Annotated in this window: 17 protein-coding genes and 1 pseudogene; 13 read left to right on the forward strand and 5 right to left on the reverse strand. The window is 71.5% G+C overall.

The annotated features are described in order from the left end of the window. The first annotated feature begins 93 nt into the window (after positions 1-93). Entirely contained in the window at positions 94-1,038 is a 945-nt protein-coding gene (gene nudC, locus IE263_RS38515; protein WP_189942746.1) for an NAD(+) diphosphatase, read from the forward strand. Between the two features lie 57 nt (positions 1,039-1,095). Here nudC and IE263_RS38520 read toward each other — a convergent pair whose 3' ends face one another. Further along, complete coding sequence (locus IE263_RS38520; RefSeq protein WP_189942747.1) at positions 1,096-1,338, reverse strand: mycoredoxin; 243 nt, start codon at positions 1,336-1,338, stop codon at positions 1,096-1,098. Between the two features lie 129 nt (positions 1,339-1,467). Between IE263_RS38520 and IE263_RS38525 the strand changes: the two are divergent. From IE263_RS38525 to IE263_RS38545, 5 genes and pseudogenes are all read left to right on the forward strand, one after another. Then, positions 1,468-3,742, forward strand: a pseudogene (locus IE263_RS38525) (ATP-dependent DNA helicase UvrD2). A gap of 167 nt (positions 3,743-3,909) precedes the next feature. Further along, on the forward strand, positions 3,910-4,236 hold the full coding sequence (locus tag IE263_RS38530) for a hypothetical protein (RefSeq protein WP_189942749.1): 327 nt from the start codon (positions 3,910-3,912) through the stop codon (positions 4,234-4,236). Positions 4,237-4,413: 177 nt separating this feature from the next. After that, on the forward strand, positions 4,414-4,782 hold the full coding sequence (locus tag IE263_RS38535) for a WhiB family transcriptional regulator (RefSeq protein ID WP_019072119.1): 369 nt from the start codon (positions 4,414-4,416) through the stop codon (positions 4,780-4,782). Next, positions 4,779-5,102, forward strand: coding sequence for a putative WhiB-interacting protein (locus IE263_RS38540; RefSeq protein ID WP_189942750.1), 324 nt, complete (start codon positions 4,779-4,781; stop codon positions 5,100-5,102). The genes IE263_RS38535 and IE263_RS38540 overlap by 4 nt, the downstream gene beginning before the upstream one ends. Positions 5,103-5,238: 136 nt before the next feature. Further along, positions 5,239-5,451: a hypothetical protein gene (locus tag IE263_RS38545; RefSeq protein ID WP_189942751.1), complete on the forward strand. Its 213-nt coding sequence runs from the start codon at positions 5,239-5,241 to the stop codon at positions 5,449-5,451. 92 nt (positions 5,452-5,543) lie between these two features. Here the strand turns inward: IE263_RS38545 and IE263_RS38550 are convergent, their stop codons facing one another. Together IE263_RS38550 and IE263_RS38555 are read right to left on the reverse strand one after the other, a co-directional pair. Then, on the reverse strand, positions 5,544-6,914 hold the full coding sequence (locus IE263_RS38550) for an ABC1 kinase family protein (RefSeq protein ID WP_189942752.1): 1,371 nt from the start codon (positions 6,912-6,914) through the stop codon (positions 5,544-5,546). After that, positions 6,907-8,121, reverse strand: coding sequence for a TOMM precursor leader peptide-binding protein (locus IE263_RS38555; RefSeq protein WP_189942753.1), 1,215 nt, complete (start codon positions 8,119-8,121; stop codon positions 6,907-6,909). The genes IE263_RS38550 and IE263_RS38555 overlap by 8 nt, the downstream gene beginning before the upstream one ends. Positions 8,122-8,360: 239 nt before the next feature. Between IE263_RS38555 and IE263_RS38560 the strand changes: the two genes are divergently transcribed. The 4 genes from IE263_RS38560 to IE263_RS38575 all read left to right on the forward strand — a co-directional run bounded on the left by IE263_RS38560 (position 8,361) and on the right by IE263_RS38575 (position 12,281). Beyond that, entirely contained in the window at positions 8,361-8,957 is a 597-nt protein-coding gene (locus IE263_RS38560; RefSeq protein WP_189942754.1) for a M48 metallopeptidase family protein, read from the forward strand. Positions 8,958-9,093: 136 nt separating this feature from the next. Then, complete coding sequence (locus IE263_RS38565; protein ID WP_189942755.1) at positions 9,094-10,815, forward strand: TerD family protein; 1,722 nt, start codon at positions 9,094-9,096, stop codon at positions 10,813-10,815. 11 nt (positions 10,816-10,826) lie between these two features. Further along, a complete protein-coding gene (locus tag IE263_RS38570; RefSeq protein ID WP_189942756.1) occupies positions 10,827-11,507 on the forward strand; it encodes an AIM24 family protein in 681 nt (226 codons plus the stop codon). Between the two features lie 18 nt (positions 11,508-11,525). Further along, complete coding sequence (locus IE263_RS38575) at positions 11,526-12,281, forward strand: AIM24 family protein (protein WP_189942757.1); 756 nt, start codon at positions 11,526-11,528, stop codon at positions 12,279-12,281. 93 nt (positions 12,282-12,374) lie between these two features. Here the strand turns inward: IE263_RS38575 and IE263_RS38580 are convergent, their stop codons facing one another. Next, on the reverse strand, positions 12,375-12,890 hold the full coding sequence (locus IE263_RS38580; RefSeq protein WP_189942758.1) for an NUDIX hydrolase: 516 nt from the start codon (positions 12,888-12,890) through the stop codon (positions 12,375-12,377). Beyond that, positions 12,887-14,338 carry a zinc-dependent metalloprotease gene (locus IE263_RS38585; protein WP_189942759.1) on the reverse strand — a complete coding sequence of 484 codons (1,452 nt, stop codon included), beginning with the start codon at positions 14,336-14,338 and terminating at the stop codon, positions 12,887-12,889. The genes IE263_RS38580 and IE263_RS38585 overlap by 4 nt, the downstream gene beginning before the upstream one ends. A 193-nt stretch (positions 14,339-14,531) precedes the next feature. On the opposite strand from IE263_RS38585, the gene IE263_RS38590 reads away from it, so the two are divergent. From IE263_RS38590 to IE263_RS38600, 3 genes are all read left to right on the forward strand, one after another. Next, positions 14,532-15,644, forward strand: coding sequence for an SDR family oxidoreductase (locus IE263_RS38590; protein WP_189942760.1), 1,113 nt, complete (start codon positions 14,532-14,534; stop codon positions 15,642-15,644). A 342-nt stretch (positions 15,645-15,986) separates the two neighbouring features. Then, entirely contained in the window at positions 15,987-16,448 is a 462-nt protein-coding gene (locus IE263_RS38595) for a molybdenum cofactor biosynthesis protein MoaE (RefSeq protein ID WP_189942761.1), read from the forward strand. Between the two features lie 71 nt (positions 16,449-16,519). Next, complete coding sequence (locus IE263_RS38600) at positions 16,520-16,741, forward strand: hypothetical protein (protein WP_189942855.1); 222 nt, start codon at positions 16,520-16,522, stop codon at positions 16,739-16,741. The last annotated feature ends 67 nt before the right edge of the window (positions 16,742-16,808 follow it).

The raw sequence follows: 16,808 nt of genomic DNA on the forward strand, positions 1-16,808 counted from the left end.
ACACCGCGACACCGCACCCGGTCGCCCCCTGCCGCACGTCCCGCTGAACCGCCCGCCGAAACAACCGTTCCACCGGGGGAGTTGGAAGCACCCGTGACCACCTGGACCGACCAGAACGCCGACCGACCCGTCTCACTCACCGCACCGAGCGGCATCGACCGGGCCGCCCACCACCGGCTCGACGAGGCCTGGCTCGCCGCGGCGTGGAGCCACCCCACCACCCGCTGCTTCGTGGTCTCCGGCGGCCAGGTCCTCATCGACGAGACGGCGGACGGCCGGACCGAACTCGTCATGACCCCCTCCTTCGAGGCCCCCCTCACCGAGGCACACCGCTACTTCCTCGGCATCGACGAGGACGGCGTCAGCTACTTCGCCCTGCAGAAGGACGCCCTGCCCGGCCGCATCGACCAGTCGGCCCGCCCGGCCGGGCTGCGCGAGGCCGGCCTGCTGCTGTCACCGCGCGACGCGGGCCTGATGGTGCACGCGGTCGGCCTGGAGAACTGGCAGCGCACCCACCGCTTCTGCTCCCGCTGCGGCGAGCGCACCGTCATCGCCGCGGCCGGCCACATCCGCCGCTGCCCCGCCTGCGGCGCCGAGCACTACCCGCGCACCGACCCCGCCGTGATCATGGCCGTCACGGACGAGGACGACCGCATCCTCCTCGGCCGCCAGGTCCACTGGCCGGAAGGCCGCTTCTCGACGCTCGCCGGCTTCGTCGAGCCCGGCGAGTCCATCGAGCAGTCGGTCCGCCGCGAGGTCTACGAGGAGGCCGGGATCACCGTCGGCCAGGTCGAGTACATCGCCAGCCAGCCCTGGCCGTTCCCGTCCAGCCTGATGCTGGGCTTCATGGCCCGCGCCACCTCCACCGAGATCGACGTCGACGGCGACGAGATCCACGAGGCCCGCTGGTTCTCCCGCGACGAACTCGGCGCAGCCTTCGAGTCCGGCGAGGTCCTGCCGCCCTACGGCATCTCGATCGCAGCCCGCCTGATCGAGCTCTGGTACGGCAAGCCGCTGCCGACACGCAGCTTCGTGTGAGACACGACACAAGAAGGGCGGCCCCCGACACCTCGGAGGCCGCCCTTCCCTGCGTGCTTACGCGCCGATCTTCTGCTTGACCTGGGCCAGCGACGGGTTCGTCAGCGTCGAGCCGTCCGGGAACAGCACAGTCGGCACCGTCTGGTTTCCGCCATTCGCCTTCTCCACGAACGCCGCGGACTCCGGGTCCTGCTCGATGTTGATCTCGGTGTACGCGATGCCCTCGCGGTCGAGCTGGCTCTTCAGCCGACGGCAGTAGCCGCACCACGTGGTGCTGTACATCGTCACAGTGCCCAGCATGTCTCTCGCGCTCCTTCTGCGGGTCGGCGAACGGGGTCGTCGCAGTGGGAGAACGTACTTGAAAGGGCCACCATTCCCGGCAGCGACGGAGAGCCGGGGGTGACCTCCGCCGCATTAATACGACTGCGGATGCCCGCCTGTGGACAACCGGCCCGCCCGTCTCCGGCGACCTGGCAGCATGGCTTGTGTGACACCAGCAACGCACTCCACCCTCTTCCCGCAGGTACCGGACTCGGCCGACGCGGTGCTCGAAGGGCTCGACCCCGAGCAGCGCGAGGTGGCCACCGCCCTGCACGGCCCGGTGTGCGTGCTGGCAGGAGCCGGCACGGGCAAGACCCGAGCCATCACCCACCGCATCGCCTACGGTGTGCGCGCCGGCATCCTGCAGCCCTCCAGCGTGCTCGCCGTCACCTTCACCAACCGCGCCGCCGGCGAGATGCGCGGCCGACTGCGCCAGCTCGGCGCCCAAGGCGTCCAGGCCCGCACCTTCCACTCGGCGGCCCTGCGTCAACTGCAGTACTTCTGGCCGAAAGCGATCGGTGGCTCCCTGCCCCGGCTCGTCGACCGCAAGATCCAGCTCGTCGCCGACGCAGCCGCCGTCTGCCGCATCCGCCTCGACCGGGGCGAGCTGCGGGACGCCACCGCGGAGATCGAGTGGTCCAAGGTCACCCAGACCGTCCCCGCCGACTACCCCCTGGCCGCCGCCAAGGCAGGCCGCGAAGCCCCCCGCGACCCCGCCGAGATCGCCCAGCTCTACGCCGCCTACGAGGACCTCAAGCGCGAGCGCTCCGTCATCGACTTCGAGGACGTCCTGCTGCTGACCGTCGCCATCCTCCAGGACCGGCACGACATCGCCGAACAGGTCCGCGCCCAGTACCAACACTTCGTCGTCGACGAGTACCAGGACGTCAGCCCCCTCCAGCAGCGCCTGCTGGAGCTGTGGCTCGGCGAGCGGGACAACCTGTGCGTGGTCGGCGACGCCAGCCAGACGATCTACTCCTTCACCGGAGCCACCCCCGACCACCTCCTCGACTTCCGCACCCGCCACCCCGGCGCCACCGTCGTCAAGCTGGTCCGCGACTACCGCTCCACCCCCCAGGTCGTCCACCTCGCCAACGGCCTCCTCGCCCAGGCCCGCGGCCGCGCCGCCGACCACCGCCTGGAGCTGATCTCCCAGCGCACCCCCGGACCGGAACCCGTCTACACCGAGCACACCGACGAACCCGCCGAAGCCGAGGGCGCCGCCCGCCGCATCCGCGAGCTGCTCGACGCCGGCGTCCCGGCCGCCGAGATCGCCGTCCTGTTCCGCACCAACGCCCAGTCCGAGACCTACGAACAGGCCCTCGCCGACGCCGGCATCCCCTACCAGCTGCGCGGCGCCGAACGCTTCTTCGACCGGCCCGAGGTGCGCAAGGCGATCAACTCCCTGCGCGCAGCCGCCCGCTTCGGCCGCAACGACACCCTCCTCGAGGACACCGTCGACCTGCCCTCCCAGGTGAGGGCCGTCCTCTCCGGCGAGGGCTGGACCCCACAGACGCCGGCCGGCTCCGGCGCCGTCAGAGAGCGCTGGGAGTCCCTGGCCGCGCTGGTCAACCTCGCGCAGGACTTCGTCGCCGCCAGCCCCGGCGCGACCCTCGCCGACCTGGTCGCCGAGCTCGACGAGCGGGCGAACGCCCAGCACGCCCCGACCGTCCAGGGCGTCACCCTCGCCTCGCTCCACTCCGCCAAGGGCCTGGAGTGGGACGTCGTCTTCCTGGTCGGCATCGCCGAAGGCATGATGCCGATCACCTACGCCAGGACCGACGAGCAGATCGAGGAAGAGCGCCGCCTCCTCTACGTCGGGGTCACCCGGGCCCGCGAGCGCCTCCACGTGTCCTGGGCGCTCTCCCGCTCGCCCGGCGGCCGCCCGAACCGCCGCCCCAGCCGCTTCCTTGACGGCCTGCGCCCCGGCTCGGGCAGTGCCGCCGGCACCGGCGGCACCGGCGGTTCCGGGGGCGTCGAGCGCGGCTTCGGGGGCGGCTTCGGGGGCGCGGTGACGGGCACTTCCACCGTGCCGGGCCGCAGGCAGCGCATCCCGGCCCGTTGCCGGGTCTGCGGACGCAGCCTGACGGACGCCGGTGAGATGAAGCTGATGCGCTGTGAGGACTGCCCCTCGGACATGGACGAAGGGCTCTACGAGCGGCTGCGGTCCTGGCGCTCGGTGCAGGCGCGGCGCAACGGACAGCCCGCCTTCTGCGTCTTCACCGACAAGACGCTGATGGCGATCGCCGAGACCGTCCCCGAGGAGGCGGGCGAACTCGCGCGGATCCCGGGGGTCGGCATGCGCAAGCTCAACCGCTACGGAGCCGATGTCCTGGCCATCTGCGCAGGCCAGGACCCGGGGGAAGAGGCTGAAAGTGACTGACGCGAACTCGTCGAAAAAATAGTTTGCGCATGCCCCAGCAATCCCCATAGGTTCTTAGGCACGAGAACAGAGGCCTTCTCGAAGGCCCTGATCCCGTGCTGTACTTGCATATCCGTCGGACTGGGTTCACCCCCGGTCCCCCGAGACGCCGAGAGGAGGCGATTCCAGTGATCATCACCAACACCAGCTTCACCAGCACCGCCAAACTGACCGATCGCTCGATCGTCTCCCTGTGCATGCTCGGCGCCTCGAACCTGGGCACCGGTCTGTCCGGCATTCGTGCCGACCGGCTGGCGTCCTCCTCCGTTGCCCCCGTGGGCCTTCCCGTCCGCGAGCGCAGCGAGCGACCGACCAAGGCACTGGAAGCGGCAGTAGCGGCACAGGCAAAGGCCTATGCCTTTACGGCGACCGGTGCCGGATTCCGGAAGCAGACGACGCAGCACCACCTGATGTGGGCCTTCCGTGGGCCAGAACCCTGGAGTGATCCAGCCTGATCGCCGATCAGGCCGGCGCCTTCAGGGCCGCGGAACCCCATCCGGGATCCGCGGCCCTTCTGTTTGTCCTCCAACGGGGATGACGGAGCGAAGGGGCCTCGGGACAAGAAAAGAACCCGGTACCCAGCCGCCACCCGGCCCAACAGGGCCGGACCGACCAGACGAGGAAGACGAACCGTGCAACTCGAAGCGCACGCCCCGTCCGTACCGCCTTCCGAAACGATCCCCCCGCCCGGCCTCACGGAGGACTCCACCTTGACCCCGCTGACCGCGCTCACCGCGCTCGACGACGCCATCGAGAACCTCGGCGTACCCGTCCCCTGCCGCTCCTACGACCCGGAGGTCTTCTTCGCCGAGTCGCCGGCAGACGTCGAGTACGCCAAGTCCCTCTGCCGCACCTGCCCGCTGATCGAGGCCTGCCTCGCCGGCGCCAAGGAGCGGCGCGAGCCCTGGGGCGTCTGGGGTGGCGAGCTGTTCGTCCAGGGTGTCGTCGTCGCCCGGAAGCGGCCGCGTGGCCGCCCGCGCAAGAACCCGGTCACGGCATGAACACCGCAGGAACGATCGACCGCCCCCTCACGCACGACCCCAAGAAGCAGGCCCCGATGAAGCCGTCCACCAGCGAGCCCGCAGGCTCCGCGACCGAAGACGTCACCACCACCGGCGCGAACGACTCGCGTCAGAACAGGACCCGCGAGATGCAACTCATCCCAGAAGCCCTGGCTCGTGCGCATATGCACGAGCGACTGCACGAGGCCGAGCGGGAACGCCTGGCGGTGCGCCTGGCGACCGCCCGCCGGATGCAGCGCCGGGCCGAGCGCGCCTCGCTGCGCGCCCGCCGGGCGCTCGCCATGGCCGTGATGCAGTAACCCCTCCCACCTGAAGCGGTGGCCTCCCGACACAGGAGGCGAAGCTCTCCCCGCGGGGGCCGGTCCGTCCGAACGGACCGGCCCCCGCGGTGCGTTGTGCCCGGCGATCCCTCGGCCGCGGCGTTATCGTCCGAGGGTGACGAGTCATCCCGGCGGCAGTGACCACGGCGGCTCCCCGGCGGAGCCCCGCCCCCTCGTGTGCGCCCGCTGCGGCACCCGGGCCGAGGAACCCCCGCCCGTCACCTGGACCTGCTCCGTGGAGAACGGCGTACGTCAGTACTGCTGCGACACCTGCGCGCGGGAGAAGCTCAGGGCCATTGAGGGGCGGCTGGACCCGGCCTGGTGGTAGGACCACTGCTTGGGGGGCTTCCCCCCTCCCCTCCCCTCCCCCCACCCCACCCCGCCCCTCCTTCCGAACGGCAACGCGCAGCCCGTATCGGCTTACGCCTCCGCCACCGACTCCCCCGCCTCCAGGGCCTCCTCAGGGAGGAACCCCGGAAGCCATTCCTCCAGCTCCTCGCGCAGCCGCACCGTCGCGCCGAGCTGGCACAGCACGCCGATCGTGCTGAGTGTCACCCGGTGTATCAGGAGGTAGGCCGGAGGCAGGTTGAGCTGTTTGCCCAGCTGGTGGGCGGGGGAGCGGGGGTCGGCGATCCGGGCTGCCTGGCTGCGCATCCAGTCACGGGTGAATGTGAACTCGTCGACCCGGGCCGGCTCGATGATCGGCAGGAGGTAGTCGAGGACCGCGTCGGGGTCCAGCTCGATGGACTCCTTGACGAAGCCCTCCGCACACAGGAGTTCGTAGACCGCGTCCGCCTCTCCGTCGAGCGTCATCCGGAGGGACTCACCGATCGGCTCCGGCAGGCCGCCCTGGAGGCGGTCGACCGTGCCGAAGTCCAGGACGCCCAGGCGCCAGTCGTCCTCGCCTTCGGGACCGCCGGGCAGAAGGCGGAAGTTGCCGGGGTGTGGGTCGGCGTGCAGCAGTCCGGTGCGGGCCGGGCCGGAGAAGAGGAAACGGGACAGCAGCTGGCCGGCCCGGTCCCGCTGCTCCCTGGTCCCGGCGGCGATCACCTCGGACAGGGGCACGCCGTCGATCCACTCGGTGACCAGGATCTGGTCGCACTGGTGGACCACCGCCGGTACCACCACGTCGGGGTCGTCGGCGAACTCCTCCGCGTGAGCCTGCTGAGCCCGCGCCTCCAGCCCGTAGTCCAGCTCCTCGGAGACACGGTCCCGCAGCTCGGTGATCAGGGGTTTGACATCCATGCCCGGGATGAGAGGACCCAAGAGACGGGCAAAACGGCTGAGTTGGTTCAAGTCGGACAGCAGGGCCTCGCCCGCCCCCGGGTACTGGACCTTGACCGCGACCTCCCGGCCGTCGTGCCACACCCCCCGGTGCACCTGGCCGATCGAGGCCGCCGCGGCCGGCTTGTCGTCGAACTCGAGGAACAGCTCGGACCAGTCCTCGCCGAGCCGCTCCGCGAGCACGGTGTGCACCGTGCGGGTCGGCATCGGTGGGGCCGCGTCCTGGAGCTTGGTGAGGGCCGCGCGGTAGGGGCCGGCGATCTCCTCGGGCAGGGCCGACTCGAAGACGGACAGTGCCTGCCCGAACTTCATCGCACCCCCCTTCAACTCGCCCAGGACCTTGAAGAGTTGCTCCGCCGTGCGCTGCTGCAGCTCACGGCCGACGATCTCCGCGGACTCGCCCACGATCCTTTTGCCCAGGCCCCAGGTCGCCCGGCCGGCGAAGCCGAGCGGGAGCGCGGCGAGCTTGGCGGTCCGGGTGACCGCCTTCCGGGGAAGATCAGACATGCGCCCTCCAAGTCCCAGCAAGCCGCGCCGCGTCTGCCGTACGGCGTAACTCCGTCGAATGCCGTTGCTCCGCCATTGTCTCGCGCGAACCCATGTCCTCGGAGGTGTGTTCCCCCTTACCTTTCTCCGCGGCACCGCACGGGCATGCGGAGTGGGGCCACACCGGTCGCGCATGCCACTGGAGGGCGGGGACGGAGACCTCCCAGCGTGCCCCCGCGCTGGACGGGAGCCGGCCGTCGAGGAAGGTGAGTGCGTGGGCGGCTGCCAGCGCAGCGACCGTCGTGGCCAGCGTCAGGTCGCAGGCCCGGGCCCGGCGCTGCTGCCCGGAGTGCCATTGTGCGACCAGCCGCGGCCAGGTCGGGTCCCGGTCGGTGCGCGCCTGGTGCAGACAGCCGGCACAGCCCGTCTCGCCGGGCAGGACGAGCGGGCCGACCACACCGGTCGCCTCCACCACTCCGGCGTAGAGGTGCGGGGTGCCCGAGGCGATCAGGGGTTCGGCGGCCGAGGGAGCCGGTGCGTGCACGGACACGTCGTCCCGTGGGGCGAGGATCACGAGGGAGAAGCCGGGGGTGTCCGTCTCGGCCGGTGATCGGGTGCTCCTGCGGGGTGGGCGGTCCGGGGCGGCCCGGCGCACCGCGCGGCGGGCGGCCTCGTCCCTGCGCTCGCCGATCGCCTCGGCGGGCAGCCCGCCCGGTGCCACGTCGCCCGGCTCCACCCGCCCGCCGTCGCGCACGTCCACCTCGCCGACGCCCGCCCCCGACAGCAGCGAGGCCAGCACTGCGCCCACCCGGCCCGCGCCCCGCACCTGCACCCGCAGCCGGCGTCGGGCCGCCAGGTGCCCGAGCGCCTCACCCGGCTCCGACGTGGTCAGTGACAGGGACGCGAGGTCGGGGCGCAGTCGCTCCAGGACCTCCTTCTTCTCCCGCAGGGAGTCGGCGTCCGGGCCTCCGCCGCGCGCGTCGTCGAGCAGCCCCGCCCGCGCCAGCCGCTCCACGAGCTGGTCGACATGCCCGTCGGGCAGGTCCATCCGGCGCCCCTCCTCGCGCAGGAGCGCCAGCCCGCGTGTGCCGTCCAGCAGCTCCAGGAAACTGCCCGTCGCCGTGTCCACCGGGCCGAGTGTCAGGGCGTGCGCCGGGGTCATCCCGAACTGCACGGTGTTGAGATCACGCCAGCCGCGCCGCAGCGCGGGCTTCACCATCGGATGCATCGAAGACCCCCGTCCTCCTGGAAACTTCCGTACGCCGGCGGAGCGGGGGCGTGGGGGCGACCTCGCTCCGCCGACGAGTGCCAGCATGGCGGGCCTCGTCGAGGGGTGCCGAAAGTTGTCCACAAGCAGGGGAATTCGTCGTACAAATCCGTCGTACGAGGCAAAACCGGGGCGGGGGATCGGAACCCGACCGTTCCGGAGCCGGGACTTCCTCCGTGTGCAGCGGGTAACGTCTTGGCGTGCCCGCCGACCCACTGCACCGCGCCGGAACGCCACAGCGCAGCACGACGAGCCAGCCGCCGAGCGGCTCGGGGGCGAGCGCGATCGAGGTCCGCAGGAGCGCCCGTCGACGCCGGACGGTATCCGCGTACCGCGAGGGCGATCGCACCGTCGTGCTCATTCCTGCCCGGATGTCCGAGGCCGAGGAGCAACGCTGGGTGAGCGTCATGCTCGACAAGCTGGCCGCGCAGGAGAGCCGGCGCGTCCCCGGTGACGGCGAACTGGCCGAGCGCGCGGAGCGGCTGTCGGCCCAGTACTTCGACGGCCGGGCCCGGCCCAGGTCGGTCCGCTGGGTGACGAACCAGAACACGCGCTGGGGCTCGTGCACCCCGGCCGAGGGCAGCATTCGTCTGTCGCACCGGCTGAAGGGCATGCCCGAGTACGTCATCGACTACGTCCTCCTTCACGAACTCGCGCACCTGCTCGTGCCCGGGCACGGCCCCGACTTCTGGCGGCTGCTGGAGGCCTATCCGCGCACCGAACGGGCTCGCGGATACCTGGAGGGCGTGGTCGCCGCCGAGCGCCTGCCGCATCTGCCCGGCGCGCGCGGGGAGTGAGCCCCCTCGCGCGGATCGTCCGCCGCCTTCCTGCGCGGGTTGTGTACCGGGTCTGTACCGACTTCGTCCGGTGTCGGAGTTTGCCGTTAGCCTGGCGCGACGCACTCGCATTCGGGATGGGGGACGGTCGTTACGCATGCCCAGGGAATTCCAACGCGGCCACAAGGCCAGGATCAGTGACCTCACGGCGGGCACGGATCTGTACGTAGGCGTGCAGATCTCCGCCCCCGGCCTGACCTTCGACATCAGCTGCTTCGGCCTCGACGCCGACGAACGGCTCTCGGACGACCGGTACTTCGTCTTCTTCAACCAGCCGAAGTCCCCCGAGGAGTCCATTCAGCTCCTGGGCGCCCAGGCGGGCGACACGGAGTCCTTCCGCGTCACCCTCGACCGGATCCCGCCGCAGATCCAGAAGCTGTCCTTCACGGCGACGATCGACGGCGCCGGGCAGATGTCGCAGATCAATCCCGGGTACATCCGTATCGTCGCGGGCGGCGAGGAGGTGGCCCGGTACGCGTTCGGCGGCTCGGAGTTCTCCACCGAACGGGCCGTCATGCTGGGCGACTTCTACCTGAAGGACGTGTGGCGCTTCGCGGCCGTCGGACAGGGCTTCGACGGCGGTCTGGACGCGCTGCTGAAGAACTTCGGCGGCGAGGTCGCGGAGGAGGAGGCGGCGCCCGCGGCCCCGCAGCAGCCCCAGGCCGGTGCCGCCCCGGGCTTCGCCCCGCCGGCCCAGGCCGCCGCACCCCCCGCCTTCGGCGTTCCGTCGGCCCCCGCCCCGGCGCCCGCTCCGGCCCCGGCGCCCGCTCCGGCCCCGGCGCCCGCCCCGCAGCAGCCGCAGCCCGCGGCGCAGGGCTTCGCCTCGCCGGCCGCGACGCCGCCACCGGCCGCGACCCCGCCCCCGGTGCACACCGCGCCGACCATCGTCGCGCCCATGACTCCGCCCGGAGGCGTCCAGGTCCCGCCGCCGGCCCCGGCTCCCGCGCCTTACGGCCAGCCGCCCCAACAGCAGCCGTACGGCCAGCCCGCCGCGCCGACCGCCCCGCTGCCTCCCGGCTACGCCCAGCCCCAGGCGCCCCAGGCGCCGCCCGGCTACGGGCAGCCGACACCGCCGCCGGGCTACGGTCAGCAGCCCCCCTTCGGTCAGGCGCCGGCCCAGCAGGCCTACGGGGTGCCGCAGGGCGCGCCCCAGGGCGGAGCCGGTGTGACCGCCGCGCTGCAGCAGTTCAAGGAGACCCCCACCGGCCAGCGCTGGACGCAGCAGAACCGGAAGATGGTCCGTGTCGACCTCGGGATCGGCGGCCAGCCCGTGCTCGCCCGTCAGGGCAGCATGGTGCTCTACCAGGGCAAGGTCGACTTCAGCTACAAGGGCGCCGGGTTCGCCGGCCGGATCGTGGGCAACGCGACCGGCCAGGAGATGCAGCTGATGCGCTGCACCGGCCAGGGACAGGTGTTCCTCGCCGAGAACTCGACCATGCTGCACCCCATCGAGCTCCAGGGCGACGGCATCTGCGTCTCCGCCGAGAACGTCCTCGCCTTCGACGAGAGCCTCCAGTACGAGGTCCGCCGCATCGAGGGGCACGGCATTCCCGGCGGGGCGCTGTTCACCATGCAGTTCACGGGCACCGGCACGATCGTCGTGAAGACGCACGGCACACCCGTCGTCCTCCCGGTCACGCCCACCACCTTCGCCGACTGCAACGCCGTCGTCGCCTGGTCGGCGGCCTCCCAGGTCGTCGTCTCCAGCCAGGTGCGGATGCGCCGCAACGCCTACCCCGGCGACACCGGTGAGAGCGTCAACCTCCAGTTCCGGGGCGCGCCCGGCAACTTCATCGTCGTCCAGCCGTACGAGGTCTGAGGGAGCCCGTCATGAACCAGCCGCTCGCGGGCTACGCCCCCGCACCCGTCACCGCCCGCATGGAGAACCACGGCAACCACATGCTGAAGGTCGCCCTGCAGACCGGGAACGACCTCCTCGCGCGCGTGGGCTCGATGGTCGCCTACGAAGGGTTCGTCCAGTACGAGCCCAATCCGCCGGCCGTGCGCCAGATCGCGAAGGACTGGATGACCGGTGAGGGCGCGCCCCTGATGAAGTGCTCCGGCGACGGCCTGCTCTACCTCGCCGACTACGGCGCCAACGTCGTCGTGATCAACCTCAACGGCGACGGCATCTCCGTCAACGCCACCAACCTGCTCGCCTTCGACGCCCACCTCACCTGGGGTGTCGAGCGCGTCAAGGGGCTGGCGAAGTTCGCCGGACAGGGTCTGTGGAACACCAAGATCTCCGGGCAGGGCTGGGTCGCGCTGACCTCCCGGGGCAAGCCGATCGTCGTCGACTGCGGCGGCGGTGAGAACGAGACGTACGTCGACCCGGACGCGCTCGTCGCCTGGTCGCCGAACCTCAAGGTGAAGGGCAAGCGCAGCTTCAGGGCGCAGTCGCTCATCGGCCGGGGCAGCGGCGAGGCCTACCAGATGGCCTTCTCCGGTGAGGGCATCGTCGTCGTCCAGCCCAGCGAGGACAGCACCGACCGCCTCCGGATCCGGGGCTGAGGGGGAGCCAGAGTCACCATGCAGAGCCCGCTTTTCGCCTACAACGACCAGCAGACCCAGGAGCGCTGGAGCCTGCAGAACAAGCAGATGCTCCGCGTCGCCCTGGAGGGTCACGACGACATCCTCGCCCGCAAGGGCACCATGGTCGCCTACCAGGGCCTCGTCGAGTTCGACGCCGAGTTCCAGAGCAACAGCCAGTCACGCGCGCGTGCGCGCACCGGCGAGGGCCTGGACCTGATGCGCTGTCACGGCCAGGGCACGGTCTACCTCGCCAACCTGGCCCAGCACATCCACCTGGTGGACGTGGACCAGGACGGCCTGACCGTCGACAGCAGCTACGTCCTGGCGATGGACTCCTCGCTGCACCACGAGGTCATCGCCGTCGACAGCCTCTACGGCATCTCCGGCTCCGGGAAGTACCAGCTCAACATCAGCGGCCGCGGCCGGGTCGCCCTGATGACCTCGGGCGCACCGCTGATGCTGCAGGTCACGCCCGACAAGTACGTCAACTGCGACGCCGACGCGATCGTCGCCTGGTCCACCGGGCTGCGCGTACAGATGCAGGCCCAGACGCACTCCTCCGGGGTGTGGCGGCGGCGCGGCAACACGGGAGAGGGCTGGGAGCTCAGCTTCATGGGCACCGGCTTCGCGCTCGTCCAGCCGAGTGAACTGCTCCCGCCGCAGAACGCCCAGATCGGCTCCGGCCTCGCCGCGCAGTACGGCATGGGCCAGCAGGGGGCGCGCGGGCAGAACCAGGGCAACGTCTGGAGCTGACCGTCCAGGAAGCAAACGTAAGGGGCGACCATCTAGGCGGTCGCCCCTTACACGTTCGTGCTCTGCACATCGAGCTCGCAGGCACGTTCCGGCTCACAGCCGCGCGCGAGTCGCTTCCAGCAGGCGTACGACCGACTCGTCCGCCACATCCGGGACCTCGGCGTAGGGGAACCAGCGCAGATCGAGGGACTCGTCGCTGATCGCCTCCACGGCTCCGGCCGGGGCGAGCGCCGCGTACTGGACGTCGAGATGCCAGGCGCAGGGCGTCTGGTGCCGGTCCAGGCGCACGGGGCCGCCGGGCAGCAGGCGCAGCCCCGGGATGCCCGACTCCTCCGTCGCCTCGCGCAGAGAGGCGGCAGCCAGTGTCTCGTCGGCCGGCTCGCAGTGGCCGCCCATCTGGAGCCACATGCGGAGCTTCTTGTGCAGGGTCAGCAGCACCCGCCCGCGCTCCGGGTCGATCACCAGGGCGCTCGCCGTGAGATGCCCGGCCTCGCAGGCCTTCCACATCCCGTCCGGGTGGGCCTCCAGATGCTCCAGGTAGGTCTGGCGCAACCCTTGCTGGCCCTCGTACTCCTTCAGGACGAGGACCGCGTCGTCGTGCAGGCTCACTCGGTGTCGTCGCCCTTGTCGTCGTTGTTCTCGGCGTCCTTCTTCTTCAGGTCCGGCTGCTCGCCGGAGCCGCCGCTCGCCGCCTCGCCGAGCATCTTGTCCCACTCGGAGAAGTCCATCTGCTCGCGGTGCACGAAACCGTCCGGGTCGTCCAGGTCGGCGGCCGTCGGCAGCATGTCCGGGTGGGCCCACAGGGCGTCGCGGCCGTCGACCCCGCGCGCGTCCGTGAGCGAGGCCCACAGCCGGGAGGCGTCGCGCAGGCGGCGTGGGCGCAGCTCCAGGCCGATCAGCGTGGCGAACGTCTGCTCCGCCGGACCGCCTGTGGCACGCCGGCGGCGCAGGGTCTCGCGCAGCGCGTCCGCGGACGACAGGCGCGGCTTCGCGGCCGCGTGCACCACCGCGTCCACCCAGCCCTCGACGAGCGCCAGAGCCGTCTCCAGGCGGGCCAGGGCGGCCTTCTGCTCCGGGGTGTCCTCCGGCTGGAACATGCCCTGCTGGAGGGCGTCCTGCAGCTGCTCGGGGTTCTGCGGGTCAAACTGGCCGACCACGTCCTCCAGCTTGGCCGTGTCGACCTTGATCCCGCGCGCGTAGCCGTCGACCGCGCCGAACAGATGCGAACGCAGCCACGGCACATGCGCGAAGAGGCGCTGGTGGGCGGCCTCGCGCAGGGCGAGGTAGAGCCGTACCTCGTCCTGCGGCACACCCAGGTCCTTGCCGAACGTCTCGATGTTCACTGGCAGCAGCGCGGCCTTGCCGGCCGGGCCGAGCGGCAGGCCGATGTCGGTCGAGCCGACGACCTCGCCCGCGAGCACGCCGACGGCCTGACCGATCTGCGAGCCGAACATGGCGCCGCCCATCGAGCGCATCATGCCGATCAGCGGGCCGGCCATGGCCTGCATCTCCTCCGGCAGGACGTCACCCATGGCCGCGCCGACCCGCTCGGCGACCGGGTCGACCAGCTCCTTCCACGCGGGCAGGGTCGCCTCGACCCACTCCGCGCGCGACCATGCCACGGCCGAGCCGGCGCCGGACGGCAGGGACGTCGCGTCGTCCAGCCACAGGTCGGCCAGACGGACGGCCTCCTGGACCGCGGTGCGCTCGGAGGGGCCGACGCTCACGTCCTTGACGCCGTCGGCGGTGCCCTGGGAGACCGTCTGGCGGGCGATCTGCTTGGCCATGTCCCAGTTCACCGGGCCGCCCTCGTAGGAGAGCATCTGGCCCAGCTGCTGGAACGCGGCGCCCAGGTCGGTGGGGTTCAGCGAACCGAACATGGCCGCGAGCGGATTGTCCGCGCCGGGGCCGCCAAAGCCTCCGGCGCCGGGCAGCCCGAAACCGAACGGGTTGGCCGGTCCCTGACCACCGCCGCTCTGCGGGTCCTTCTTCTTGCCCTCGTCGCCGTCGTCCGGCTCCTCCGGCGGAAGGCCGAATCCGAATGGGGTGTCACTCACGGGGTTCCTCGGCTGGTAAGGCCACCGGCTCTCGGCCGGCGGCGCGGCTGCCCTGCAACACCACCCAGCGTAGACACCCCGGCTCGATCGGGCCTCGGTGCTTCGCCGACTCTCGGCCTGCGGCAGGATGGATGCCACCTGGTACGTACGCGTCACTCGCGCCCGTATGGAAAACAACCGCTGGAGACACCTGGTGAGTTCCCCAGATCCGCAGGTTCGCGCAGCGCGAAACCACTCAACCCCGGCCGGTGGGCGCGGGCCCGTCGTCGCCGTCACCGGCGCCGCGACCGGGGTGGGCGCGCTGCTCACCGAGCGGCTCGCCGCGTCGGACGAGATCAAACAGGTCGTCGCCATCGACGAGCGGCGGGGCGAGTGCGACGCGGCACAGTGGCACATCCTCGACGTCCGGGACCCGGCGATCGCCGACAAGCTGCGCGGCGCGGACGTGGTGGTCCACCTCGCGCTCGACCTCGACCTGGGGAGTGACAGCGCCGCCCGTACGGCCTACAACGTGCGGGGAACGCAGACCGTGCTGACCGCCGCCGCGGCGGCCGGGGTGCACCGTGTGGTGCTGTGCACCTCCGCGATGGTCTACGGCGCGCTGCCGGACAACGAACTGCCGCTGTCGGAGGAAGCGGAGCTGAAGGCGACGGCCGAGGCGACCGGCGTCGGGGACCTGCTGGAGATCGAACGGCTGGCGCGGCGCGCTCCGCGGGCGCATCCGGGGCTCAACGTCACCGTGGTGCGGCCCGCGGTGCTGGTCGGCGGCACCGACACCGCGCTGACCCGGTACTTCGAGTCGCCCCGGCTGCTCGTCGTCGCCGGGTCGCGGCCGGCCTGGCAGTTCTGCCACGTCGAGGATCTGTGCGGTGCTCTGGAGTACGCCGTCCTGGAGAAGGTCGACGGGGAGCTGGCCGTGGGGTGCGACGGGTGGCTGGAGCAGGAGGAGGTCGAGGAGCTCAGCGGGATCCGGCGGATGGAGCTGCCGTCGGCGGTCGCGCTGGGCGCTGCCGCTCGGCTGCACCGGATCGGGCTCACGCCGTCTCCGGCGGGGGACCTGGCGTACACGATGTACCCGTGGGTGGTGAGTGGGAGCCGGCTGCATGATGCCGGGTGGCGCCCGCGGTGGACCAATGAGGAGGTGCTCGCGGAGCTGCTGGAGGAGGTCGCCGGGCGGCACACGGTGGCTGGGCGGCGGCTGGGGCGGAAGGATGCGACGGCTGCGGGTGCTGCGGGGGCGACGGTGGCTCTGCTGGGCGCGGCGGCTGTGGTGCGGAGGGCCCGGAAGGCTCGGCGGAGGGTTTGAGGGGCGGGCGGGAAGGGGGCGCGGGGTGGGTGCGGGCCTTGAGTTTCTCGCCCCCGCCGCCCCTACCCGTCCCATCCCCAGGGGCTGCGCCCCTGCGCCCCACGCGGGGCTGCGCCCCTGCGCCCCCGCTGCGGCCTGAACGGCCTCGTCCTCAATCGCCGGACGGGCTGATGTGCCCCGACCGGTGCTGAATGGCCTGCCCGGCGCTGAATGGCACGCTCGGGATGAATGGCTCGCCCAGGGGCGAAAACACGTCCCTGTCGGAGTCTCCGAAGAGGCACGCGTGTGTGTCGGAGGGGGACGCCGTTCCCGCTCGTTGCCGACGTGCGGCACGATGAAGGTATGGCACCCAGCAATGATCATCCCGGTGAGCAGGCGGCGCAGGACCCCATCAAGCTGATCGCGATTCGTGACACCGCGCTTTCCCTGGACGAGGTCTTCCGGGCCGTGGGGGACGACGCGGCCGGTGGGACGGCGCTGTTCGTGGGGACGGTGCGGAACCATGACGGGGGTGCCGACGTCGATGCGCTCGGGTACTCCTGCCATCCCACCGCCGAGGCGGAGATGCGGCGGATCGCGGAGAAGGTGGTCGCCGAGTATCCGGTGCGGGCGCTCGCGGCCGTGCATCGTGTGGGGGACCTGGCCGTGGGGGATCTCGCGGTCGTCGTCGCCGTGTCGTGTCCGCATCGCGGGGAGGCCTTCGAGGCCTGCCGGAAGCTGATCGACGACCTCAAGCACGAGGTGCCGATCTGGAAGCACCAGAAGTTCTCCGACGGGACCGAGGAGTGGGTGGGAGCCTGCTGAGTGCGGGGCCCCGTCCGCCGGCGGCCTCCGGTTGCGTAACCGCACCCCTGGCGTGAGCGTTGTCAGTGCGGATGGTTAATCTGCTGATCAGTCAGTTGCGGTCGCTCAATTGGGGTTGGGAGGTCGGCATGGCGGCGCTCGCCTGGTTGCTCATTCCGCTGGTGGCTGCGATCGGTGCCGGTCTGTGGGGAAGTTGGGCCAACCGGACCCGCAAGGTCCGCGGCGACGGTCCCGAGCTGGACGGGTACGCCAGGTTCCGCGCAGCCATGGAGAAGTCGCACTCCGGTACGTGAGATACCGGGGGTATGGGGGGTGCAGGGGGTACTGGAGCGGGCGGTGGCCCTGACGGTGCGCTGACAG

It is taken from the genome of Streptomyces aurantiogriseus (assembly GCF_014649375.1).
Classification (GTDB): Bacteria; Actinomycetota; Actinomycetes; order Streptomycetales; family Streptomycetaceae; genus Streptomyces; species Streptomyces aurantiogriseus.